This is a genomic window from Wenyingzhuangia sp. IMCC45533 (assembly GCF_054111225.1).
The window spans coordinates 961,213-986,225 of the sequence record NZ_CM134197.1 but is presented as its reverse complement, the minus strand read 5'-3'; the positions used below and the strand labels follow the sequence as shown (position 1 = coordinate 986,225).

The following is a 25,013-nucleotide window of genomic DNA, read 5'->3' as shown; positions in this document are numbered from 1 at the left end:
TCGGATAGCTAATATAGCAGTAAAACAATAGGTTTCAAAGAAATGTTTTAAACATAATTAAGCAAAGTGTTGATAACCTTAATCCTAATATTTTGATTTTCTGTAGTACAGATTTAAGAATGCAAAAACAATAATAACGGCCACAGGTATCAATAGATTAACAAGTTGCCATTTTGTTTTTTCTTTAAAAGCTTTAGGTCTATTAATAGTGTCAATAGATATATTTTTTGCTTTTGATTGAATAAGCCCATCATCATTTAAAAGATAACTTACTGTATTGGTTAAAAATTCTTTGTTTGCATAATAAGCGTTTGTCCATTTATCTAAGCCTAATTCCGTAGGTTTTCCTTTACTGATTTGATTAACGCTTATATCACCGTCTGCAATTACTACCATTTTTCCGGTTTTAGTAGCTGCCTTAAAATTATTATCAAAAGGTTTTACTCTGTTTTTATATGCAGAGCCAAATTCACCTTCTAGCAGAATACCTAGTACTTGACTTCCTTGGTTGTATGTGCTGATATCCGCATTGTTGGCAATGCTAGCTAAGTCAACAAAATTGGGAACTTTAAAGTTTTTAGATAGTTGTGAGCTTTGTAGTAGAACTGTTTTTTTAATGTTAGGTTTTAACGTGTCAATACTATTGGTAAATTCCAGTTTTACATCTCCTATATTTCTATTAATAACGTGTTTATTGTTGGTTTTTATCAATGGGTAAAAATCCCATAAAAACTCATCAAACTGAGTTTTGTTGCCTACATTACCCACAGCCAAAGGAATTTTGGCAGCGTATAAATCTTTTACCAATACTTTATTGATTCTAACTCCGTAGTTAAAGAAATAATCAGTTAAATTTAAATCTCTTTGATAAGCTAGTACCTTACCATTTTGCATTAAACTATCTTTTGGGGTGTGAACCATATCTAGCAGCCATAGTGTTTTACCTCCACTAATGGTGTACTGATCTAGTACAAATTTTTCTTTTTCCGTAAAAGCTTCGGTGGGTTTTGTAATAATAGCTAAATCGTAGGTGTTTAACTGGTTTAAGGTCTTTTTTGGTTGAAAGGAAACCGAGTCTAAAGTAAAAGGAGCTAAATAATAATTTTGACCTAAAGTTTTTAAAAAGTCGTATTGATAAATATCTTTAACCTCCCCATTTCCTTTGAGGATGGCTATTTTTTGTTTTTTAGTAGCAGTTGCTTTTTGAATTCCGTTGATAAGGGCAAATTCTAGGTTTTGTATAGAATTTTCTATTTGAGAAGTTTCGTTGCCAAAAGAAGAATTTTTTAAAAGGCCGATGGGAACTGCTTTTTTACCTGATTTAGCTATAGCCCACGGAAAAATAATACTTTCCGAAACTTTTCCATCTTCCTGTACAGTTAATCTACTTGGAGCAAGTCCTTGTTTGGCTAGCCATTCTTCTTTCCCTTTTGTACTTGCGAATCGGAATTTGAGATTGCTGTTGTAGTTTTTTAAATCTTTTAAAAGATACCTAGTCTCATTACTCAATCGTTCAAAATCAAAAGGCAAATCTCCTGTAAGATAAACGGTGATAAAAACATCCTGATTGATATTTTTTAAAAACTCTTTGGTATTATTAGACAAACTGTATTTGTGATCCTTGGTAACATCTATTCTAAAGCTGAATTGGCTAATTAAAATATTTGCAACTATAAAAACAACAAACAGCCCTATGTATTTTTTCTTTTTAGTCATTGTCTAGCTGTAATTTGGTAAAACCTAGAAAAAGAAAGGTAATAGAAATGAAATACATTATGTCTTTTACATCGATAATACCCCTACTGATGTTATTAAAATGTTGAGGGATTCCTAAAATATTCAATCCAATATTGGAGGTGGCAGAAATATTCTCTAAAGCAGAGAATCCAAAATATAAAATAACATTGATAACAACACTCAAAACAAAAGCAGTGATGTTGTTTTTGGTGATGATAGAGCTGAAAACTCCGATGGAAATATAAGTGCTCGCCAACAATAACAAACCTAAATAAGAGCTAAAGGTACTACCCAAATCAATATTTCCTAAAGGATTCCCTAATTGATAAATACTATAAATAAAAATTAAAGTGGGCAACAACATGATGCTAACAATTGCACAGAAAGCAAAAAATTTACCCAAAACAATGTGTAAATGAGATATTGGAAGCGTTTTTAAAATTTCGATGGTACCTAAGCTCTGTTCATCCGCAAAACTTTTCATAGTAATAGCTGGAATTAAAAAAGCAAAGACCCACGAACTGTTCTCAAAAAAAGGATTTAAGTTGGCAAAACCTGTGTAAATAATATTACTGTAACCTTTAAACACCCACAATAGTAATGCATTAATAACCACAAAGGACATCAGTAAAAAATATCCAATAGTGTGGTTAAAAAAAGATTGTATTTCTTTGTTAAAAATTGCTCTCATTCTGCCCAGTAATTAATTTTTCAAATTCAATACTAATCGTACTTCTATATCCAAGTCCAAGTAAGTTAGAGGCACCTCCTACTGTTTGTAAGTTACTTTTGTAGATGGCAATTTCTAGATAATTCCCAGAATTAAATAAAGCAAGCTTGCTTCCTGCAGAATTTCTCTCGCTAACAGGTAGGGCAAAGTCTACAATATCGCCATACTTGTTTAATACTTTTTTAAAAGTATACCTACTTGCAGAGATGGTAAATTTTCGGCCTTTACCCACTTTGCCAAACAAATCTTTGGTAATGTTTGTAATTACGTTTCCATAATTATCAATATAAATAACAGAGCCTATAATTTTGGTTTCTGATACTACCTGAGGTTGCATTTCTACAATTTGTTTAATTTCACTTAAAGGTTTTCCTATCACCTCTAAGGTGCCTCCTCTAGCAATATGGCAAGCAACATTTACAAAAACATCTAACACAGAAAAGCTAGTTTCTATTCTATCGTGAATATTAATTTCAACAATTTTTGTAGGCTTAATTTCCGAAGCAATTAAAGATATAATTCCATTATCCGGACAAATAAAATATTGCTCATCTAGTAATAAAGCGATATGTTTATTCTCGGGAGTAAATTCTGAATCTACACCAACAATGTGAATGGTACCAACAGGAAAACTTTTATAAGCATTCTTTAGAATATAGGCTGTTTCCGTAATGTTAAATGGAGATATTTCATGAGAAATATCCACAATGTTAGTTTCTGGCAATAAGCTAAAAATGGCACCTTTTACTGCAGATACAAAGTGATCTTTCTTGCCGAAATCTGTAGTTAAGGTGATGATAGCCATATGTTGGATTAAATCTTGCTTTTTTGAAAATTATTCCTAGCAAATTTACAGAATTGTAAATGATATTTATGTAATTTGTACTTGCAATTTATAAACAGTTTTTAGTTTGAACGAACGTTTAATTACTCTAGAAGAAATCAATCCAGTAGATTTTTTTGGACCTAATAATTCCAATATCAACATCATAAAATCGTACTACCCCAAGTTAAAGCTGGTTGTAAGAGGGAATGAGATAAGAGCTTATGGAGAGGCAATTATTTTGGATGATTTTGAGGAAAAAATAGAAGTCTTGGTAAACTACCTAGCAAAGTACAATAAGCTTGATGAAGTAAGTATTGAACAGCTCTTACTCTCTTCTGGTAAAGAACTCCAAAAAAAACAGAATTACAATGATGTATTGGTTCATGGAGTTGGAGGGAACTTGATTAAAGCGCAAACCATTAATCAGCAGAATATGGTAAAAGCAATGGCTGTTAATGATATGTTATTTGCCACAGGACCTGCAGGAACGGGTAAAACTTATACTGCAGTAGCCATGGCTGTAAGAGCTTTAAAAGAAAAGGAAGTTAAAAAAATTATATTGACAAGACCCGCGGTGGAATCTGGTGAGAATTTGGGTTTTTTACCAGGGGATATGAAAGAAAAGCTAGATCCTTACATGCAGCCTTTATATGATGCTTTACGTGATATGATTCCTGCAGAAAGACTAGCATCGCACATGGAAAAAGGAATTATACAGATAGCTCCGTTGGCTTTTATGCGTGGTAGAACCCTAGACAACGCTTTTGTTATTTTAGACGAAGCTCAGAATACAACGCATCAGCAAATGAAAATGTTTTTAACTCGTATGGGGAAAAGAGCAAAGTTTGTGATTACTGGAGACCCTGGACAGATTGATTTACCTAGAAAACAAGTTTCTGGTTTAAAAGAAGCGCTGCTGGCGTTAAAAAATGTGAAGGGAATATCTCAAGTGTTTTTAGATGGAAAGGATGTTATTCGTCACCGATTGGTTAAAGAGATCATAACCGCTTATAAAAGTATTGAAACAGAGTAGAATAATTTTTTATATTTGTGAAAAAATAGAAAAAACATGAAATTATTTAAGGTAGCTCTCTTTTCGTTGGCAATATTATTTTCTTGTAAAAAAGACAGTGATATGGAAAATATTTCAGATGAGAGAAGTGCAAGTTTAGAGGAAAGGGTTTTAGATGTGAATAAAGTGGCAACTGCTACTAAAATTGGCATAGGAGATGAGGATTCAAATTCCGATGTAAAGAGTGTAAAAGTAATTTCGGCAAGTGAAATACCCCCTACTACAGATGAGGTTCAAATTATTTTACCTAAAGAGACTCAAACAGCATTCCAGCAAAGTGGATTGGAATTCAAAATTGGTGGAAGTCAAGATTTTGATGGAGTATATATTAGGGTGAAAGATGACAATGGAAATTTATCCGAAGACGTTCTAAAAGTTGAGTTCGATAATTATGAGCCAGTATTTAGCAGAGCTAATCAGCTAAAGACATTTAAAAATAGTAGAAATCAAGCTAATAATGATTTGTTTACGCCAAAAACAAAGGTTTTACAAAGTTTAAGTACAGACGTAGCTGCGGAAAGAACAATAGATATTGATTTTGAAGGACTAGAACCAGGTAGATTTTGCTATTCTATTTGTGTGTATGTAGAAAATGCCGACGGAAATGGAGGTGAGTTCGTTAGTCAGCCAGGAGACGTATGTGTAGAAGTAGAGGCATGGGGAGGTAATAGCGCATTGGTAAGAAACTGGAAATTTATAAGACAAGAGTTTTATGAACTAGAAAAGATTTGTACCAAGGTAACAGGTGAAGATTATATTTGTAATGATAGGGAAGAGGAAGGTTTTTGGGAGAATAATGTAGAATACGAAGAGGAAAGTAGCTATTGTGGGAAAGAAGGAACTTACTTACAAAAATCGTTAAATAACTTTTCTGAATTTGATATCAGAGCTAACGGAACAATTTCCTTAAAACTTTCTGGCTACGACTACGAAACTTATAATGATGAAGACGGGACCTGTTTTGACACTCCAAAAAGAGACGATTTCACTCAAGAAGGTTTAGGTAATTGGGCTTACAACGAGGAAAGAAATGAGTTGACAATAGTATTGTTTAGAATTAGAAGTAATAGTAGTTTGGAAGGAGAATTCGACGAAGAAGTTCCAGAAGGATTCCTGTTTATAGATGCTGGGAAAGTTACTTTTGAAGGAAATTCTTTAAAGATTTTCCAGAAGGATGTTGATGAATATAATAATTCAGAAAACTCAAAAGAAGTTTACACTGATGAAGTTACATTTATATTAAACAGATAGTAGCAACCATTTGTACTTTTAAACTTTAAAACCTCACATTTGTGAGGTTTTCTTTTAAGTACCTTTGAGTAAAAACCCTTACTTTTGCAACAAATTAAATTTTAAAATGAGCAATACCATAAACGATACTAATTTTAATTTTCCAGGACAAACAGCGGTTTATAAAGGTAAAGTGAGAGAAGTGTACACGGTTGATGAAAAATTAGTAATGATTGCCTCGGATAGGCTATCTGCTTTTGATGTCATCATGCCAAAACAAATCCCCTTTAAAGGACAAATTTTAAATCAGATTGCTGCTAAAATGTTAGAAGCAACCAAAGATACTTGTCCAAACTGGGTGTTGGGTACCCCGGACCCTAACGTAACTGTTGGCTATGCTTGCGAACCTTTTAAGGTAGAAATGGTAGTACGTGGCTATTGCACAGGACATGCTTGGAGAACTTATAAAAGTGGACAGAGAGTATTGTGCGGTATTACTATGCCAGAAGGACTTAAAGAAAATGATAAATTTCCAAATCCTATTATTACACCAACAACCAAGGCTGACTTAGGAGATCATGACGAAGATATTTCCAAAGAAGAAATTTTGTCTAAAGGAATTGTGTCTGAAGAAGATTACAAACAATTGGAAGCATATACTTTAGTTTTGTTTAAAAAAGGAACTGAGTTGGCTGCGGAAAGAGGCTTAATTTTGGTTGATACCAAGTACGAGTTTGGAAAAACAGCGGAGGGTAAAATTGTAGTGATTGACGAAATTCATACTCCAGATTCTTCTCGTTATTTTTATGCAGAAGGATACCAAGAAAGACAAAATAGAGGAGAAGCTCAAAAACAATTATCTAAAGAGTTTGTTCGCCAGTGGTTACTGCAAAATGGATTTCAAGGAAAAGAAGGTCAGCAAATTCCTGAGTTGACTCATGAAAAAATAGAAGAAATTTCTAACCGTTATATCGAGTTGTACGAGCAGATAACAGGGGAAGCATTTGTAAAGGCAGATATTTCTAACGTATTAACTCGTATAGAAAAAAATGTGTCTGCTTTTTTAAGTGAATAATCTAAATTTAGTTCTTTTCGAAATTCGCTTCTATAAAGAATTGGGAGAAACCTAATTTTAAATGATATCAATAAAAACCTCAAGCCCACTAATTGAGGTTTTTGCTTTAGCGGTAGGTTTTCTGATAAAGTATTTTATCAATACAAAAGTTTTTTTTTCATAATAGTTTATTAATAACTATATAGATTTGCAAGAGCAACTCGTTGTACATGAGACTTCAATCGTTAGTTGAATCGAAAAACTCCGACAAACTAACCAATAAAAGATATACAGTGGCTATTCAAGATATCAATACTTACAATTACAAAAATATATTTTCGCTAAGCACCGTAAATTTTGATGCTGCCTGTGTGTTTAATAGACCTGAACAAGTAGATGTTTATAATATTTATTGGATTAAAGAAGGAAAAGGAACTTATCATATAGATTTTAAAAAATATGAATTTCATGATAATGTGGTTTTTTTTCTATCACCAGGTCAGGTTTTTTCTATTGATTCCGAAAAAATAAAAAGAGCGTATAAAATTAGCTTTACCAAAGACTTTTACTGCATACAAACTCACGACAAAGCTGTTGCATGCAACGGTGTTTTGTTTAATAACGTATACGAAACTCCCTTTGTAAAACCTTGTGAGAAAGATACCCAAAAGTTAGATTTTATTTTGGAAAGTCTTGAGGAAGAATTTAAAAGAGAGGACATTGCTCAATATGACATGCTTCAATCTTACTTAAAACAATTTATAATCATATCAGTAAGAATAAAGAAAGAGTTAGCTCCTTTGAAGACAGATATTGAGACTAAGTTGTTTAAAGATTTTAGTTTGCTAGTAGAGCAAAATTATAAAGTGATGCACACGGTGACTGAATATGCCAGTCGCTTAGCATTGTCACCAAAATCGTTAGCTAAAAACTTTCAAAGGGTAGGAGCCCAATCTCCTAGTGACTTTATAAAAGATAGAATTCTTTTAGAGGCTAAGAGACAATTAATTTATACCAGCCAATCGGTTAAAGAAATAGCTTATGATTTAGGGTATAACGATGCAGCCTATTTTACGCGTTTGTTTACCAAATCAGAAAAAAAATCGCCACTTCAATTTAGAAAAAGCTACTAGAAACAATTGCGAAGAGTACGAGGTTTAGCGCGCAAAATTGTAAGATCATTTGTACCGTTAAAATAAATTTGGAGGTAACAAGCTATCATTATTGTTGAGATTGCTTAGGTGAATACAAAACTTAAAGAGTTCGCAATTTTTATTCTATTTTATATCAGTTTTCTCCTTCAATAAAAAGTATAAGGAGTTTTAAAAAAGAGTGTCCAATCATTGAGAACTTTTGTCCATTTTTTCAAGCCCATATCAGTTGCATCTTTGTAGTAGTAATAAAAACAAAAATTAAAAATCAAAACAATCATGAAAAATTTAGTATTAGGATTATTAGTAGCAGTGGGAACTTTATTTAGTGCTAACGCACAAAAAAAACAAGTTAAAACAGTTTCATTAGAGCAAACTAAAGGCGAGTTTACTCAAAAAGCAATCACTTTATCAGAAGGGACTTATGTGTTTGAAATTGCAAACAAAGAAGTAGGACACGATGTAGGTTTTGTATTAGCTCCAAAAGGACATACAGATCAAAAGCATCATATTAAAAATGCGTATGTAACTAAAGTTGTGGCTAACAACACAACGGGTCATTCGAAAGAAGTTAAGTTAGAAAAAGGAGAGTATGTTTATTTTTGTCCTCTAAACCCTACACCTCAGTATACATTGGTAGTAAAATAAAAATTTGATTGACAGTATCTTATAAAGCAGTTATGAATTTTTCATAGCTGTTTTTTTTATATTTGACGATTGTAGGTAAACTAAAAAATAGATTTGACATCATTATTAAAATAAAGGTTTATTTTTGAGCTTGCGCAAAATTGCTGTTTTATGAAAAATACAGGACATTTTAACATCTTTGACAACATGATTGAAGGTGTGCACGTATTGGGTAGCAACTGGCAATATATTTACGCAAATCAGTCTATGATTGAGCAAAGTAAGTATAGTAGTGACGAATTATTAGGTTCCTCTATGCTGGACTTATATCCTGGTATAGACAAAACAAAGCTTTTCGAGTACTTTATTAGTGGTATGATTGATAGGGAAGAAGTGAGTGTTATTAATAATTTTACTTTTCCAGATGGCTCCACAGGTTGGTTTGATGTGAGAATCAAGCCTATAAAAGAAGGAGTGCTTGTAATGTCTAGCGATATTACGGAGCAGAAAGAAATGCAGGATGAGTTAAAAGCCATCAACGAAACTTTAGAAATAAAAGTCAAAGAAAGAACCTCTCAGTTAATGGAGTCTTTGGAAAGAGAAAAAGAGTTGAATCAAATGAAAAATTCTTTTTTATCTATGACCTCTCACGAGTTTAAAACTCCGCTAAGTGCCATATTAACAAGCTCGTCGCTGATAGAGAGATATCAAAAAAGCGATGAACAAGACAAACGAGAAAAACACTGTCAAAGAATAAATTCCTCGGTGTACAATTTACTGAGTATGTTAGATTACTTTTTGTCAGTCGATAAAAAAGACAATCAAAAAGATGCTGCAAGTTATCGTAAAATCAATTTTACAAAATTAATTGAAAAATCTCAAGATGACTTGGCAGGTATGAGGAAAAAAAATCAAAGTGTAAAGTATGAACACAAAGGTATAGATGTTGTTTACAGCGATGAAAAAATACTGAGGAACATTATTATCAATTTGCTGAGTAACGCACTTAAATACTCGGAAAAAGACGTACTAGTAATATCACGCATTGATGTTGATTCTATTGAGTTGATTATCAAAGATCACGGAATTGGGATTCCTAAACAACAGCAATCTCAAATGTTTAGTAAATATTTTAGGGCCCACAATACAGCAAGCGTTGATGGAACGGGCTTAGGTTTAAATATTGTAAAACATTATGTGGAAATACTAGAAGGAAGCATAAGTTTTACTAGTGATGAAAATATAGGTACAGAGTTTTCTGTAAAATTACCGAACAAACATTATTCAGTAGTAGACCTTGTTTAGCGTAAATACTTTTCGGCATTAAATTTGATGGGGGTTTGTCTTGTTTATAACTAATACTTTAGCTATCTTAGTTAAACAAGGGTTTAACACTTAAAAGTACTATGCTAAAACAGAGTTTAAATTTAAAACTATCTCAAAAACTTTCTCCTCAACAAATTCAGTTGATGAAAATGATTCAATTGCCAACGCAAGCTTTTGAACAAAGATTAAAGCAGGAAATTGAAGAGAACCCAGCACTAGAATCAGGAAAAGAGAAAGAAGAATCTATTGAAGATAATTATGACGATTATCAAGAAGAAGGTAATGAGTCTATTTCAGCAGACGAAATTAATATTGATGAATATCTAAGCGATGATGATATTCCTAGCTATAAATTACAAGCTAATAATTATTCCTCAGATGATGAGGATAAAGAAATTCCTTATGCTGGAGGTTTAAGTTTTCATCAATCGTTAATTAATCAATTAAATACTTTTAGCCTATCCGATGAAGAATATACTATTGCTGAATTTTTGGTGGGTAGTATTAACGACAATGGATACCTAAGAAGAGAAACGTTGGACATTGTTGACGATTTGGCATTTACTCAAAATGTGTTTACCGACGAAAATAAGGTGGAAGATGTTTTGTTTGATGTTGTACAAAAATTAGAACCTTTAGGAGTAGGAGCTAGAGACCTTAAAGAGTGTCTAATTATTCAGTTAGAAGGAAAAAAAGTAACAAAATCTATAGAACTAGCGATTCATATTTTAGATCAGTCTTTTGATTCATTTGTTAAAAAGCATTACAAAAAACTATTGGCCAAATTTGATATTACTGAAGAGGAACTAAAATTAGCCATTCAAGAAATTGAAAAATTAAACCCTAAACCAGGTAGCTCTATTGTTGGAAGTACAAAAATAGTAGAACAAATTGTTCCAGACTTTACCGTGAGAATTATTGATGGAGAATTGGAACTTCTGTTAAATTCTAGAAATGCACCAGAATTGCATGTATCTAGGGAGTACAATAATATGTTAAAAGGCTATAAAGAAGCTAAAACCAAAAGTAAATCTCAAAAGGATGCAGTTTTGTTTATCAAGCAAAAATTAGACTCAGCCAAATGGTTTATTGATGCCATCAAGCAAAGACAACAAACCTTGATGGTGACTATGAATGCAATTATCGACATACAAAAGGAGTATTTGTTAACAGGGGACGATAGTAAGTTGAAACCGATGATTCTGAAAGATATTGCAGAAAAAATAGGAATGGATATTTCCACAGTATCTAGAGTAGCGAATAGTAAATATTGTGCCACTCCATATGGAACCAAGTTGGTTAAGGAGTTTTTCTCAGAATCGATGAAAAACGATCAAGGAGAGGATGTGTCTACAAGAGAAATTAAGAGCATTTTAAAAAATGTAATTGAAGAAGAAGATAAAAAAACTCCTTTAACAGATGATAAACTATCTGCTCATTTAAAAGAAAAGGGGTATTTAATAGCAAGAAGAACAGTAGCGAAGTATAGAGAACAATTGGATATTCCAGTGGCGAGATTAAGGAAAAAAATTTAGTATGAAAGACTTTTATAAAGTGCTGTCAGTTGTTTTACATCCAGTTTTTTTACCAACGATAGCAACGCTTATTTATTTGTTGGTGTTGCCACAGCCGCTACATTTTGCACAACAATCTTTAGTTTTCGCTATGGTGTTTGGAGCAACTTGTTTGGTTCCTTTACTGACTCTTTATTTACTAAAGCTGGTAGGGTATATTAAAACATTCCAAGCGGAAAGCATACAAGAAAGAAAATTACCTGTAGTGATTATGATTGTCAATTACTTGTTTTTAGCTCAAGTTTTACAGGAAATTTGGCAATTAAGAGAACTAACTATTTTAGCCTACTCTACGGCAATAGGGTTGATTATTACCAGTTTCTTATTTTATGCCAAAACGAAGTTGAGTTTGCATATTTTAGGAATGGCAGGGATTATAAGTTTTGCGTTGCTATATGGTGCTAATTATCAGTATGCGAATAAAACCATTGCATTGTTGGTTCTATTACTTGGAGCTTTAGCGACTGCTAGGTTGCAATTAAAGGCACATAATTTTAGAGAGGTAATTCTAGGACTATCGTTTGGATTATTGACCCCCATGCTGCTAAGTTATTTTTTATAGAATATAAAACATAATTCCAATTTTAAGTTGATTAAAATTCAGAGGTTTATTATCTGTTGTTCTTATGCTGTCCTTAAACGGCGATCTAATATAATACTTTAGGTGCAAATTCCAAGTTCCATAGCCTACAGAGGTGTACAGCGTATAATTGGTTTTGTTAAAAATGTCAATATCAGTAAAAGTGGTGGTATTTCCACCAGAGCTTAACTCTGTTTTATTACTAAAACTATAGATGTATGATACCCCTGTATAAATTCTCCAAAAATTATAGACCTGAGCGGTTGAGGTTCTCCATCTAAATTCTAAGGGAATTTCTAAGTTATGAGATAAGTATCTTGAACTTCCTATATTGGAGTTAATGTTTAACTCAATATCATCATCATCATTGATGGTAATATTTGGACGTAAAATATCATAACTATATCCAATTCCCAATCCAAAGCCCATGTTTCTTTGTTTGTTCAAAGGAAAATCTTTGATAAATCCAGCTTCAAAACTGTAAGGCACTCCTATGTTTTCTATATCATTTTTAGTGTTTAACAATGCATTGTACTGCACACCTACGTAAAATTGATCCTCGTAATATTTGTCATCAATTAATTGATTTTCTTGTGCATGCAAGAAAATAAACGAAAAGAAAAGTAATATAGAAGCACTTATTTTCATGATACTGGCTTGTACTTTAAAGGTAAGTGAACTACTTTTTTAGTTTCAAAAAAATCTTCTTCAAAGTAATTTGGTAAATCGTACAAAGTACTGTTAGAAAAATCTTTCAATTCATCTGTTAAATCCCCTCCTTTGAGATACAAAATTCCGTTTTTTAACTCGTGATTTTGTTTTTTACAGCACTTTTTCTTTACCCACTTCACAAAATCTGGCATGGCTGTTACTGCTCTACTTACAACAAAATCAAATTCACCTCTTACTTTTTCAGCTCTCATATGCTCGGCCTGCAAATTCTCTAAACCAATACCTTCTGCTACTCCTTTAACTACCTTAATTTTTTTACCAATAGAATCTACTAACAAAAATTCGGTTTCAGGAAAAAGAATAGCCAACGGAATACCAGGGAAACCTCCACCAGTGCCTACGTCTAAAATTTTACTTCCGGGTTTAAAACTTTGTACTTTGGCAATGCCTAGAGAGTGAAGTACATGTCTAATATATAATTCATCAATATCTTTTCTAGAAATTACATTGATTTGTGAGTTCCATTCCTTGTATAGTGTTTCGAGTTTGGTAAATTGGGCTATCTGGGTCTCAGATAAATTAGGGAAGTATTTTAAAATAATATCTACTGTAATCATCATAAAGGCAAAAGTAATCCATTTCACCCAAAATCAAATCATATTATGGTTATTTGGTAGTTAGTTCTTTACATGTGTAACAAAAGTGTTTAAAACTTAAATTTCTGTACCCCATAATAAAATAGAATGAATAAAAAATAGTTATTTTTGTAGACTGAATATTAAATTATTACATGCAGCAAGTAAGTTTTTCTAGAGATGATAACAATTTGTTTTTTAAAACACTAAATCAGAGGGTAAATAAGTATTTTAGAGACAATAATTTAAAACGAACAGGTAACTGGGTGCTTTATACCAAGGCTGCAGGTATGTTTGCGTTGTTATTCGTTCCTTATTTTATGCTGATGCTGGTGGATATGAGTCATTGGCTACGTTTGTTCATGTGTGTTATCATGGGCTTTGGAATGGCTGGAGTGGGTATGAATGTAATGCACGATAGCAATCATGGTTCTTTTTCTAGTAAATGGTGGATCAATCAATTATTGGGGAATAGCATTTATATACTGGCCGGAAATGTTTACAACTGGAAAATTCAACACAATTTATTGCATCATACTTATACAAATGTCGAAGGTGTAGATGAGGATATAGATATACAAGGAGTGATACGATTGTCCAAACACGAGAAGTGGAAGCCGTTGCACAAATACCAAAAGTTCTATGCTTTCTTTTTGTACGGCTTGTTAACCATTCAGTGGGCATTGGTTGTAGATTTTAGACAAACTCCTAGATACATAAAAAAGGGATTAAGCGCTGAAGGAGAATTGAACCCAACCAAAGAGTGGTGGTTGCTTATTATGGCCAAAATTGTTTATTATTTGTTTTGGTTGGCGTTACCTATGTTGATACTGCCTATTGCTTGGTATCAATGGTTGTTAGGTTTTTTTGTAATGCACTATGTGGCGGGAATCATTCTGAGTGTTGTGTTCCAATTAGCACATATTACAGATGTTGTTGAGGTAATTTCTCCAGAAGAATTGGCAAAAGAAAAAAGGAGCTGGGCAGCTCATCAATTGTTAGAAACTGCTAATTTTGCTACCAAAAATAAATGGGTCAGTTACTTTTTAGGAGGCTTAAACTTTCAGATAGAACATCATATTTTTCCAACAGTATCTCATGTACATTACAAAGAGTTGGCTAAAATTGTAAAAAAAACAGCCAAAGAATTTAAGTTACCTTATCACGAATACGATACTGTAACTTCCGCATTTAAAGCGCACCTAAATCAACTAATCACATTAGGAAAACAACCCCATTTGGGATAATTATACAATAACAACTATAATGAAAGAACATTTATCAGAAAGAATTACGAGTTTGCCAGCATCTGCCACTTTAGTAATGGCTGCAAAAGCAAGAGAGTTGAAAGCTGCCGGAAAAGACATCATAAGTCTAAGTTTGGGAGAGCCAGACTTTAATACACCTGATTATATTAAAGAAGCCGCAATACAAGCAATTAATGACAACTACAGCTCTTACAGCCCTGTTGATGGATATGCAGACCTTAAAGAAGCTATTTCTCTAAAGTTTAAGAGAGATAACAACATTGATTATAAGCCAAGCCAAATTGTTGTTTCTACGGGAGCTAAACAATCCTTAGCAAACATTACTCAAGTATTATTAAATCCAGGAGATGAGGTACTATTGCCTGCACCATATTGGGTATCTTACACAGCGCAATCAATACTAGGTGGAGCTACTTGTAAAGAAATTCCTTCTACTATTGAAAACGATTTTAAAATTACTCCAGCGCAGCTAGAAGAGGCGATTACTCCTAAAACTAAATTGGTGTTTTTTAACTCTCCAAACAACCCAAGTGGAACTGTTTATACAGAAGAAGACTACAAGGCTTTGGCTGCGGTTTTAGAAAAGTATCCAAATATATTTATTGTTTCTGATGAGATTTACGAGCACATCAATTACGGAACTCCAAACTTTAGTATCGCTTCTATTCCCTCTATGTATGACAGAACAATTACAGTAAATGGTTTGGCAAAAGGATTTGCGATGACAGGTTGGAGAATTGGGTTTATTGGTGCTCCAGAATGGATTGCAAAAGCTTGTACAAAAATGCAAGGTCAAATTACTTCTGGTACAAACTGTATTGCTCAAAGAGCAGCTATTACAGCTTTATCAGAGCCTGTTTCTAAAATTCAGTACATGGTTACCGAATTTGAGAAAAGAAGAGATATGATGCTAGAGTTATTAGGTAATATTAAAGGTTTTAAATTAAACGTACCTAAAGGAGCTTTCTATATTTTTCCTGATGTTTCTGCATTTTTTGGAAAAGAAATCAAAGGAAAGCAAATTGAATCTGCAGCAGATTTTTCTATGCTTTTATTAGAGGAGGCAAACGTAGCTACAGTTTCTGGAGAGTCTTTTGGAGCTCCAAATTGTATTCGTATTTCTTATGCTGCTTCTGAAGCTCAACTAAGAGAAGCTGTTTCTAGAATTAAAGCAATGTTGTCTTAAGCAGAAGAAATCTAAGTTATTACTAAACGATTTTATATCAAAAAAAGCCATACCTAGTGTATGGCTTTTTTGATGGTTTTATTTTCGAGTGTGGTTATTGTGGAAAGTTTCAATTAATCATTAACCTAACGTCATTCCATGCTTGTTTCGGAATCCCGTCTTATTGATGATTAGGGTTGATGCGATCCTGAAACAAGTTCAGGATGACTAACTGTAAGTTCTCTAGTAATTTTTTGTATTGAAGTAATCTATTAATAATAGTCAATCCAACGTCATTCCGTGCTTGACACGGAATCATATCTTGCAAGTAGTTAGAGTTTATATAGCCCTAAAACAAACAAGCTGGGTTGACTCAATTAATTAACTTGTTATCTACAGGAATCTACAGTTCTAGAGATTTAGAGTTGGTATAGTAATTTTGATATTGGATAGATAAACTAATCAGAGCAGAAACTAAATCTTTAGTTTCTAATATAATTCCAAAGTATAACGTACTATTTTTAGCAGAGGTTTCGGTAGTTCTAATTCTCTTAATTTGGTCTTCCACAGATTTTGAAACCTTGTCTAACAAATTTTGTTTGTTGGATATGATACTTGATAATTTTCCAAAATCGTTGGACTCGAAAAACACCATCATCTGATCGAAAATTAAGCTGAGTTGTTCCTCTGTTTTGGTTAAATCTTTAATCTGCTCTTTCTTTAATTTTTTATGATTGTTATTAACGTGCTGAAAGCTAATTTTGGAGATGTATTCCACAGACTGTGCTACATCTTGTACATACTCTAAGGCAACAATGTAAAATTTACTAGCAGTTACAGAGTTTTCGTCTAAAGACTTTACAAAATAGAAAACATCAGATTTTAATGCTTCCATGTCTTCGTTAAGTTTTTTAATAGACTTATTATTCTTTTTTAGATTGTCTAAGTTTTCATCAATTAAATTGAGAATTACGTTACTGTAAAGTTTTTTTACTCTTTTAGTAATGCTGTAAATTTTATCAGAACTATCTTCTATGACACCACTAATGGTATCAATCACTTCTTTCTCTTTTTCAAGTTGAATGTCCTTTTCTTTTTCTTTTTCAGCACTTTTAAAGAAGTTTCTGCTTAAAAGAAAAACAATCAAGGCTAAGAAAATAACGACTGTAACAATACTACCTAGGTAGATTAAATAGGCAATAATAGCCGATGCTGTAAAAGCGACAATAGCTGTTAAAAACCAACCACCAATAACGCTCAAAACTCCTGCAATTCTATACACGGCACTCTCTCTTCCCCAAGCTCTATCTGCTAGAGAAGTACCCATAGCCACCATAAATGTTACATAGGTAGTAGATAAAGGCAGCTTTAATGAAGTACCAATAGAGATCAATATTCCAGCAACTACTAAGTTAATAGAGGCTCTCACCATATCAAAAGCGGGTAAGTCTTTAATGTCAGTTTTATTAAGATCTACCTCTGGTTTTGTGAATTTACCGTCTATATAGTTAAGAGTCTTCTGAGGAATTATTTTTGTGTACACGCTATTGATAGCAATTCCAGCTCTTACCATTGAACGAGAAGCAGCATTGGGCTTAAATTTTTCATGTCCTTCTCCTTGTCTAGACAAGTTAACTCCAGTCTCTATAACCAATCTTGCTTTTTTAGAAAACCATAACGTTACTACCATAATAGCTCCAGCCAAAATAAGCAGAAGATTATTAGAGGGTACTTTTTTTGCCAATACACCCATAGAAAATTGATCGGCAGGTAACCCTGATATAGACCATGCTTCATAGGAGTTCCAAGCAGCAATAGGTACACCAATAAAGTTTACCAAATCATTTCCAGAAAATGCCATGGCTAGAGAAAATGTACCAATAGCAATAATCAATCGTAAAATATTTAGTTTAAAAACAGTAACAAATAAAAATGAGATAAGTGTCCAAAAAACAAATCCTATCCCCATAATCTCAAGAGTGTTTTGAGAAATCACTCCCTTAATATCATCATAAAACTCAGTACCCTTCATTCCTTTAATTACAATAAAATAAGTAATAGCAGTGATAGAAAGCCCTCCGAAGATAGCATTGATGTAATTGGGTCTTTTATCAAAATTAAAAGAATACACAATCCTAGAAAAAAACTGAACGATGGCTCCAATAGAAAATGCGACAAAAACAGATAACAAAATACCTATAATAATGGTCAATGCTGTTTGGTAATTGATATAAGACCAAATATCGTTTAAAGTTTGGCTATCATTTCCTAAAATTTTTATCACAGATATGGTAACTGCAGATCCTAAGAGTTCAAACACGATAGAAACAGTAGTAGAAGTCGGCATCCCGAGTGTATTAAATACATCTAACAGAATAATATCAGTAATCATCACTGCCATAAAGATGTACATAATTTCATTAAATTGAAATTGGCTAGGTATAAAAATACCTTTACGAGCAACTTCCATCATACCGCTAGAAGAAAGTGCACCTGCAAGTACCCCTAAACTAGCAATAATCATTATTTTTTTAATTGGAATAGCCTTGGATCCAATAGCAGAATTTAAAAAGTTAACAGCATCATTACTCACACCTACCACAAGGTCGATGATTGCCAAAACAGCAAGTGCAATAACCATTAAAATATAAATATCACTCATTTTATCATCTTTAGTTTAAAATGTTACAAAAGTATCTAAGTTGCTTGGTCAGTCTGTTAAATTAACATTACTATTTAAAGCAACTATTCTTGGTAGCAAAAATAACTTTTCTTGTTAAACGCTTATCGTTAAATTATTTTTTTCACGAAAACATTTTAAAAATTAAACAACCTAGCGAAATGTTGATTTGTTGTGTTCAACTTAGGTAGCAAATTTTGTGGTTTCTTACAAATTACCAAATCAAGAAACACATATATGGGGAGAATCGTGGATTGTTAGATTAGTTATAATGACAGAATAAAAGAGGTTGCTAGAATACCCGCAAAATTCAACATAAACAGATGAACTCATTACTAATTAGATAAGACTTTTCTTTTTCTGAGGAGTAACAACAAAGTCTTTTAAATAAAAAGGTTCAAAGTAAGCAGTGTCTTCAAAGTTTTTTTCGTTGAATTTAGTCTCGGCCAACAAACTCATTTCATTGGCAGATGGAAATTTATGATTTATGAAGATTGCATTAGGATGCTTAATCAATTCTTTACATTTTTCTGCCCCATCACCCACAAAGTAGGTAGATTGATTTCCTAGTAAATCAGCAAAAGAGGTTTCGTCAATAATTTGGGCTTCAACTTTTCTTATCATTTCAAAATCATCAGAAAAAACAGCAGAATAGACTTCTAGTCTTCTGGCATCAATCATAGGAACAATCATTCCTTTAATGTTGGTTACCTGCATGGCTAATGTCTTGAGAGTTTCTACGGAAATTAGAGGAATATCTAAAGAATAAGCCAAGCCCTTGGCTGCGGAAACACCTATTCTAAGGCCAGTGTAAGACCCGGGACCTTTACCTACGGCAACGGCATCTATATCATTAGCATCTAGGTTGTTCTCTTTTAAAAGTTCTTCTATAAAAACATGGAGTTTTTCGGCATGTGAGTAATCCCCGTTATTAGCTTCTTTAATAGCTAACGTAATTCCATCTTTAGAAAGTCCTACGGAACAATTTTTAGTGGAAGTTTCTATGTTTAAAATTAAAGCCATTGCAACGTATTATTTGTAAGCAAAGATACGTTAGAAAATCAAAATTTAACGATTCTTGTTTTCTTTAATTAAATAGATGTAAACCGGATAATGGTCGCTGTAACCCCCCAAGTAAGTGCCTCTACTGAAACTTCTTTTTGGACTACCCTTGTATTTGCCCGTTTGTAGTGTCATATAATTGGGGTTGTGTATACCTGCTTTGTAAATTTTAAAAGTGTCGTAATTATTTTGTTGATTGACAAACGAATAATTAATAATGATTTGATCGAATAAAAATAAATCGCTTTTGTAGGTTAAGGTGTGGTTTCCTTGTTTGAACATTTTCTCAAAAGGGTTGAATAATTCTTTAGATAATGTTTGTTTTTTTGTCTTTTGGGTTCCTAGTATTTTTTTGAGGCTCTTGTTATTAGGGTTGTCATTAAAATCTCCCATGATGATGACTTTCGCCATAGAGTTTTCTAGATAAATATCGTTTACAATTTGTTTTAATCGATAAGCTGCCTGTTCCCTTAAAACACCACTTTTTCTGACACCACCTCTTCTGGAAGGCCAGTGATTAATGAGTAAATGTACTTTTTCATCCATCAAATATCCCGTGGTGTAAAGAATGTCTCTAGTATCAATTTTAAATCCATTCTTATTGATGTTTGCTGGTAGACTTTCGTTAAATATGGGTTTGTAAATAAGTGGATTATAAATGAGAGCCACGTCGATTCCTCTTTGGTCGGGAGATTCGTAATGAATGATATTGTATCCGTACTGTTTCAGTGGAGGAGTATTAACTAAATCTTCAATAACTCTTTTGTTTTCTACCTCGGCGATTCCAATGACGCTAGGAGGAGTTGTGTTTTTTTGGGTTCCAATTTGTACTAATACATTAGCTAATTTTGATAATTTATCTTTGTAGGCATACGACTTATTTTCAATTTCCATAATAGGACTCAATTCATCTAACTTATCGGGATGATTGATTGTATCAAACAAATTTTCGAGATTGTAAAAAGCGATAGTTTGAATAGAGAATTTACTTTGTGCAGTGGATAAAGTTGCGGAGAATGTGAGAATAAAAAACAGTAAATGTTTGATGTTTAGATTCATAGTTTTTCTTTTTCAATTTTTTCTTTTAAATTAAAAAGAAAAAATTGAAAAAGAAATGTTACAAATTACCATAGTTTGTAGTGCATTTGTTTTTGTATGCACGATTTACAGCCAAGAAAAAAAAGTTCCGAAAAAAACAGCCACACAAGTTTTTAGTACAATTAATTTGGCGGACGAAGATTTGAATGACGATACAGGTGAGGTGGCAAATGTCTCTGGAGTTTTTTCTGCCTCGGATGATATCTACCTAAATACAGCAGGATTCGAATATCAAGGAGTTTTCTATAGAGTAAGAGGATTAGATGCTTCTCAAGTTACTTTTTTATTGAACGGAGTTAACCAAAATCGTTTGTATGATGATAGACCTGCTTGGAATAACTGGGGAGGAATTGATGGAATTTACAGGAGTCAAGATATTTCTGAGCCCCTAAGAGCTTCTGAAAAAACTTTAGGTAGGGCTTTGGGCGTAAATTCGTTAACTACAAGAGCTTCAGTATATCAAAAAGGAACAAGAATATCCTATGCTCGTTCTAACCGTTCTTATCAGAATAAAGTATCATTAAACCACTCCTCGGCTTATAAAAGTTGGCATTATGTGTTGTCTGCGAGTAGACGTTGGGGTAATGAGGGCTATAGGACTGGTACTTTCTACGATGCCAATTCATTAATGTTTAGTGTAGAAAAATTAATCAATCATAAACACAGCATCAATGCCTCTATTTTATATACTCCGAATAAAAGAGCAGCTGCTGGAATATATACGAACGAGGTTTACGAATTAAAAGGAAATACTTATAACGGAAGTTGGGGTTATCAGAACGGAAAAAAGAGGAATGCCAGAGTTAGAGAGATAAAAGAACCTTTGTTTCTGCTAACGCACACTTACCAAAACAGCAATCAAACTCGATGGGAAAATTCTATACTTTACCAAACGGGTTTTAATGCCTACTCTCGTATAGATTACAATAGAGGAGTAAACCCTGATGCGGCTTATTATCAGAATTTACCGAGTTACTGGTTGTCGAGAAATAGGATAGATTATCAAAACGTGTATCGGTACGAGCAGGAATTTATCAGAAACGGGCAACTCGATTGGAACGGAATTTATGAAGCCAATCAAGAGGCAGCCGTAAATGGGAATCCCAATACTTATGTATTATATAATGACAAAAGAGTTGAGACAAGAATACAATTCAATAGCAATTTAACTCGAAAGCTGAGTGAGAAATGGCATCTGAATACAAGTTTGGATTATAGAAAAACTACAGCTAAAAATTTTGCTGAGGTTTGTGATTTGTTAGGAGGTAATGGCTATTTGGATGTGGCCATATTTACCTTGGCACAAAGCGATGTAAATAGACCCAATAGAATTGTAAAGGAGGGGGACAAGTTCAAATATCATTATGATATAGTGAGTACACAGCTTGATTACTTTGTACAAACTTTGTGGAAAGGTAAAAAACTAGAAGTTTCTGAAGCGTTAGGTGCAACCTATGTAAATCATCAGAGACAGGGTTTTTACAATTTTGAGAACAGTTCTGATGCTCAGGGAAAAAGTGCTAAGATTAATGTGTTTTCAGTACAAGGGAAAGTAAATGCACTCTATAAAATATCAGGTAGAAATTTGTTAGATATCAAATCAGCTTATTTACAAAAGCCACCAAATGTAAGACAGATTTTTCCTAATGCTAGGTATAGTAACAGTACGTTGCGAAACTTACGCTCGGAAAATATATTTTCCAATTCACTGAGTTACATCCGTAGAGGCTTAAACCATACAGCCAAATTAACAGGTTATTATAATTTACAGACTAACGTAACAGAAACTTCATTTTATTTTGCAGAGGGTTTTGGAACAGATGCAAATGACAGTCCAGAAAATCAAGACTTGCTAGATAATAACAGTTTGTTCGTGCAAGAAGTATTGAGTAATATCAAGAAAAAATATTGGGGTTTGGAGTTTGCAGCTTCCTACAATTTAAGCTCATCAACAACAATAAAAGGGGTAATGGGTTTAGGTAATTATGTGTATGCCAACAATCCAAACCTATTGCTGCATACGGAGAATACTCCTGAGGCTGTCGAGTTAGGGTTTGTTCAAGGAGAAAAGAATTTTGGAGAAGCAGATATAAAAAACAGAAAATTGTCAGTAGGACCTCAACAAGCTTTTTCATTTATTTTGGAGTACACAGATCCAACTTATTGGAGAATTAAAGCGAGTTTAAATCACTTTAGGAATAATTATGTAGATATTGCTCCGTTGCAACACACTCGTAATTTTACCAGCGAAATCAACGGAAGTGCAATACAAGGAGTCGACCATGCTTTGGCTCTAAAGTTTAGAGAGCAAGAGCGTTTAAAAAATTTCACGCTTGTTAATCTATCAGGAGGAAAATCTTGGAAAATAAAAAATAGTTATATCAGTGTTTTTTGGACAGTACAAAACGTTTTAGGAATAAACTACCAAACAGGAGGTTTTACTAGCGGAAGGCCTGCCAACTATAGTGAACAGTTAAAAGAGTACAACAGAGAAAAACCCTTGTTTGGCAATCGCTACTTTGTAGGAAACGGAAGAACGTTTTTTACGGGATTGTACTATTCCTTTTAAAATAGAATTTATGAAAACAGTAATATTAAGTTTAACGATTTTACTAATGATGGTTTCTTGTGTTGAAGACAATGACCATGATGCCATCGCTAGAACTTTTGACCCCAACCTAGAAGGCAAAGTAGAAATAACTTTTAAAGAATTGTTTGATTTGCACAATCGTACCATAGGCAAAGATACCATAGTTACAGGGTACGTAGTTTCCACGGATGACGAACGTAATTTTTATAGAGAAATTTATGTTCAGAATACCTTGAGCACGGATAATTTAGCTAGAGACAATCCAAGAATGGGATTGAGGGTTAGATTAGGACTAAGGTCTACAAGTGCAAAATATGCTTTGGGTAGAAAAGTAGCGATTAACCTAGAAGGATTAAAAAAAACAACCACTAATAACATTTTAACCGTTGGAGCTGTAAAGGATAATTTCATCAAAGATATTGTAGAATTTGAGGTAGATAAGCATGTTCTCAAGCTAGATGAGGTACAGGAAATAATGCCCAAGTCAATTCAAATATCAGCGTTAACTGAGCAAGAATTCAATACGCTTATTAGTATTAGTCATGTTCAATTTAAAGAAATAGAGCTCGGTAAAACATTGGCTAATATGCCTTCTGATCGTTTTGATGGAGAACGAACTTTGGAGTTTTGTAATACTTTTACAAAAGATACCATTGTTTTAGAAACAAGTAATTTTGCAAATTTTGCTTCCGAAATCATCCTAAGAAATCAATTAAAAGTGACAGGTATTTATACCTTAAGTTTTGATGATGTACCTGTGTTAATTTTAAATCGTTTTAACGACTTGCAGTCTGTGGGTACTTATGAGGACTGCAATCCTTTAACTCCTGATGTTTTTATTACGGAGGTAGCGGATCCAGAAGAATCTTCCAAATCTAGATTTGTTGAGTTGTACAATCAGACAGAAGAGGCTATCAACTTAAGCGGATGGTCATTACTTAGGTATAATTATACGGCTAGTAATAATACCAAAGAAAAAGCTGCTTTAAAAATACCTTTAAAAAACCTTGTCGTTAAGTCTAAAGGTTTCGTTGTAATTGCAAGAGATAACGTGACTTTTAAAGATTATTTCAATATCGAGCCTAACCTCGTTTCCTCCAAGCTAGATGGTAACGGAGACGATGCATATGAATTAATGGATGCTTCTGGAAAGGTGATAGATGTTTTTGGAAATAGCAATATAGACGGGTCCGATACTGAATGGGATTATACGGACGGTATTGCCAAAAGAAACATAGATGTCGTAAAAGGAGGTAGTGTTTTTAAACTTTCAGAATGGGAAATTATGCGAAATGTAAAGGAACGATTACGCTACACTCCTTATGAGAGATAAGTTTTATATTTTTGAAACAAAAAATAATATTTATGTCACTAACCCCTTCAAATAAAATGATGAAAGGAGCAACAGCTCCAAATTTTGAGTTATCAGACGTAGTCACTGGTAACCTAACAAGCTTAACGGATGTACAAGGAAAAAACGGGACGGTCGTGTTATTTATTTGCAATCACTGTCCCTTTGTGATTCATGTCAACTCCTTATTGGTTTCGCTAGCAAACGAGTATCAGTCTAAAGGGATTGGATTTGTAGCGATTAGCAGTAATGACATAGAAAATTATCCACAGGATGCACCGCATCTAATGAAACAGCACGCAGTAGAGAACGAATATCCTTTTCCTTATCTGTATGATGAAACGCAGCAAGTAGCTAAAGATTATGATGCTGCTTGTACACCAGATGTTTACGTGTTTGATGAAAATTTGAAATCGTACTATCATGGCCAACTTGATGATTCTAGGCCAGGTAATGGAATTCCAACAACGGGAACTGATATAAAAACAGCATTAGACTTAATGTTAGAAAATAAAGAATATACAGAAATAGAAAAACCTAGTATAGGTTGTAATATTAAGTGGAAACAATAATTGTTCTCTAAAT

Annotated in this window: 21 protein-coding genes; 13 read left to right on the top strand and 8 right to left on the bottom strand. The window is 33.2% G+C overall.

Annotation, left to right across the window (positions count from 1 at the left end):
- Nucleotides 1-84: 84 nt before the first annotated feature.
- The 3 genes from gldG to ACXGQW_RS04355 are packed head-to-tail and all read right to left on the bottom strand — an operon-like array spanning nt 85 to nt 3,272.
- Nucleotides 85-1,716, bottom strand: coding sequence for a gliding motility-associated ABC transporter substrate-binding protein GldG (gene gldG, locus ACXGQW_RS04365; RefSeq protein ID WP_457823877.1), 1,632 nt, complete (start codon nt 1,714-1,716; stop codon nt 85-87).
- Nucleotides 1,709-2,428, bottom strand: a complete 720-nt coding sequence (gene gldF, locus ACXGQW_RS04360; protein WP_457823876.1) for a gliding motility-associated ABC transporter permease subunit GldF — start codon at nt 2,426-2,428, stop codon at nt 1,709-1,711. The genes gldG and gldF overlap by 8 nt, the downstream gene beginning before the upstream one ends.
- Entirely contained in the window at nt 2,412-3,272 is an 861-nt protein-coding gene (locus ACXGQW_RS04355) for an SAM hydrolase/SAM-dependent halogenase family protein (protein WP_457823875.1), read from the bottom strand. Before ACXGQW_RS04355 ends, gldF begins: the two co-directional genes overlap by 17 nt.
- A 106-nt stretch (nt 3,273-3,378) precedes the next feature.
- Here ACXGQW_RS04355 and ACXGQW_RS04350 point away from each other — a divergent pair, with 106 nt between their 5' ends.
- The 8 genes from ACXGQW_RS04350 (at nt 3,379) to ACXGQW_RS04315 (ending at nt 11,889) form a co-directional block, all read left to right on the top strand.
- Nucleotides 3,379-4,326, top strand: coding sequence for a PhoH family protein (locus ACXGQW_RS04350; protein ID WP_457823874.1), 948 nt, complete (start codon nt 3,379-3,381; stop codon nt 4,324-4,326).
- A gap of 36 nt (nt 4,327-4,362) precedes the next feature.
- Nucleotides 4,363-5,616, top strand: a complete 1,254-nt coding sequence (locus ACXGQW_RS04345) for a hypothetical protein (protein WP_457823873.1) — start codon at nt 4,363-4,365, stop codon at nt 5,614-5,616.
- Nucleotides 5,617-5,722: 106 nt separating this feature from the next.
- Entirely contained in the window at nt 5,723-6,670 is a 948-nt protein-coding gene (locus tag ACXGQW_RS04340) for a phosphoribosylaminoimidazolesuccinocarboxamide synthase (RefSeq protein ID WP_457823872.1), read from the top strand.
- A gap of 209 nt (nt 6,671-6,879) precedes the next feature.
- The gene (locus ACXGQW_RS04335; RefSeq protein WP_457823871.1) at nt 6,880-7,782 is read left to right on the top strand and encodes a helix-turn-helix domain-containing protein; all 903 of its coding nucleotides are present in this window, start codon (nt 6,880-6,882) and stop codon (nt 7,780-7,782) included.
- A 297-nt stretch (nt 7,783-8,079) separates the two neighbouring features.
- Nucleotides 8,080-8,448 carry a cupredoxin domain-containing protein gene (locus ACXGQW_RS04330; RefSeq protein ID WP_457823870.1) on the top strand — a complete coding sequence of 123 codons (369 nt, stop codon included), beginning with the start codon at nt 8,080-8,082 and terminating at the stop codon, nt 8,446-8,448.
- Between the two features lie 150 nt (nt 8,449-8,598).
- Complete coding sequence (locus ACXGQW_RS04325) at nt 8,599-9,732, top strand: PAS domain-containing sensor histidine kinase (RefSeq protein ID WP_457823869.1); 1,134 nt, start codon at nt 8,599-8,601, stop codon at nt 9,730-9,732.
- A gap of 101 nt (nt 9,733-9,833) precedes the next feature.
- Nucleotides 9,834-11,288 carry an RNA polymerase factor sigma-54 gene (gene rpoN / locus ACXGQW_RS04320; protein ID WP_457823868.1) on the top strand — a complete coding sequence of 485 codons (1,455 nt, stop codon included), beginning with the start codon at nt 9,834-9,836 and terminating at the stop codon, nt 11,286-11,288.
- Nucleotide 11,289: 1 nt separating this feature from the next.
- Nucleotides 11,290-11,889 carry a hypothetical protein gene (locus tag ACXGQW_RS04315; protein WP_457823867.1) on the top strand — a complete coding sequence of 200 codons (600 nt, stop codon included), beginning with the start codon at nt 11,290-11,292 and terminating at the stop codon, nt 11,887-11,889.
- On the opposite strand, the gene ACXGQW_RS04310 is transcribed toward ACXGQW_RS04315, so the two are convergent.
- Nucleotides 11,884-12,555 carry an outer membrane beta-barrel protein gene (locus ACXGQW_RS04310; protein ID WP_457823866.1) on the bottom strand — a complete coding sequence of 224 codons (672 nt, stop codon included), beginning with the start codon at nt 12,553-12,555 and terminating at the stop codon, nt 11,884-11,886. The genes ACXGQW_RS04315 and ACXGQW_RS04310 overlap by 6 nt on opposite strands.
- Nucleotides 12,552-13,196: a 16S rRNA (guanine(527)-N(7))-methyltransferase RsmG gene (gene rsmG / locus ACXGQW_RS04305; protein WP_457824188.1), complete on the bottom strand. Its 645-nt coding sequence runs from the start codon at nt 13,194-13,196 to the stop codon at nt 12,552-12,554. The genes ACXGQW_RS04310 and rsmG overlap by 4 nt, the downstream gene beginning before the upstream one ends.
- A gap of 173 nt (nt 13,197-13,369) precedes the next feature.
- Between rsmG and ACXGQW_RS04300 the strand changes: the two genes are divergently transcribed.
- Both ACXGQW_RS04300 and ACXGQW_RS04295 read left to right on the top strand, forming a co-directional pair.
- Nucleotides 13,370-14,461, top strand: coding sequence for a fatty acid desaturase family protein (locus ACXGQW_RS04300; RefSeq protein WP_457823865.1), 1,092 nt, complete (start codon nt 13,370-13,372; stop codon nt 14,459-14,461).
- Nucleotides 14,462-14,480: 19 nt separating this feature from the next.
- On the top strand, nt 14,481-15,668 hold the full coding sequence (locus ACXGQW_RS04295) for a pyridoxal phosphate-dependent aminotransferase (RefSeq protein WP_457823864.1): 1,188 nt from the start codon (nt 14,481-14,483) through the stop codon (nt 15,666-15,668).
- Nucleotides 15,669-16,050: 382 nt separating this feature from the next.
- On the opposite strand, the gene ACXGQW_RS04290 is transcribed toward ACXGQW_RS04295, so the two are convergent.
- The 3 genes from ACXGQW_RS04290 to ACXGQW_RS04280 all read right to left on the bottom strand — a co-directional run bounded on the left by ACXGQW_RS04290 (nt 16,051) and on the right by ACXGQW_RS04280 (nt 20,448).
- On the bottom strand, nt 16,051-18,309 hold the full coding sequence (locus ACXGQW_RS04290; RefSeq protein ID WP_457823863.1) for an inorganic phosphate transporter: 2,259 nt from the start codon (nt 18,307-18,309) through the stop codon (nt 16,051-16,053).
- 357 nt (nt 18,310-18,666) lie between these two features.
- Nucleotides 18,667-19,350 carry a tRNA (adenosine(37)-N6)-threonylcarbamoyltransferase complex dimerization subunit type 1 TsaB gene (tsaB, locus tag ACXGQW_RS04285; protein WP_457823862.1) on the bottom strand — a complete coding sequence of 228 codons (684 nt, stop codon included), beginning with the start codon at nt 19,348-19,350 and terminating at the stop codon, nt 18,667-18,669.
- A 45-nt stretch (nt 19,351-19,395) separates the two neighbouring features.
- Nucleotides 19,396-20,448: an endonuclease/exonuclease/phosphatase family protein gene (locus ACXGQW_RS04280; RefSeq protein ID WP_457823861.1), complete on the bottom strand. Its 1,053-nt coding sequence runs from the start codon at nt 20,446-20,448 to the stop codon at nt 19,396-19,398.
- A gap of 55 nt (nt 20,449-20,503) precedes the next feature.
- Here ACXGQW_RS04280 and ACXGQW_RS04275 point away from each other — a divergent pair, with 55 nt between their 5' ends.
- From ACXGQW_RS04275 to ACXGQW_RS04265, 3 genes are read left to right on the top strand one after another with little or no spacing between them, the layout of a single operon-like run.
- Nucleotides 20,504-23,056, top strand: coding sequence for a TonB-dependent receptor (locus tag ACXGQW_RS04275; RefSeq protein WP_457823860.1), 2,553 nt, complete (start codon nt 20,504-20,506; stop codon nt 23,054-23,056).
- A 10-nt stretch (nt 23,057-23,066) separates the two neighbouring features.
- On the top strand, nt 23,067-24,410 hold the full coding sequence (locus ACXGQW_RS04270) for a DUF5689 domain-containing protein (RefSeq protein ID WP_457823859.1): 1,344 nt from the start codon (nt 23,067-23,069) through the stop codon (nt 24,408-24,410).
- A gap of 32 nt (nt 24,411-24,442) precedes the next feature.
- Entirely contained in the window at nt 24,443-25,000 is a 558-nt protein-coding gene (locus ACXGQW_RS04265; RefSeq protein WP_457823858.1) for a thioredoxin family protein, read from the top strand.
- The last annotated feature ends 13 nt before the right edge of the window (nt 25,001-25,013 follow it).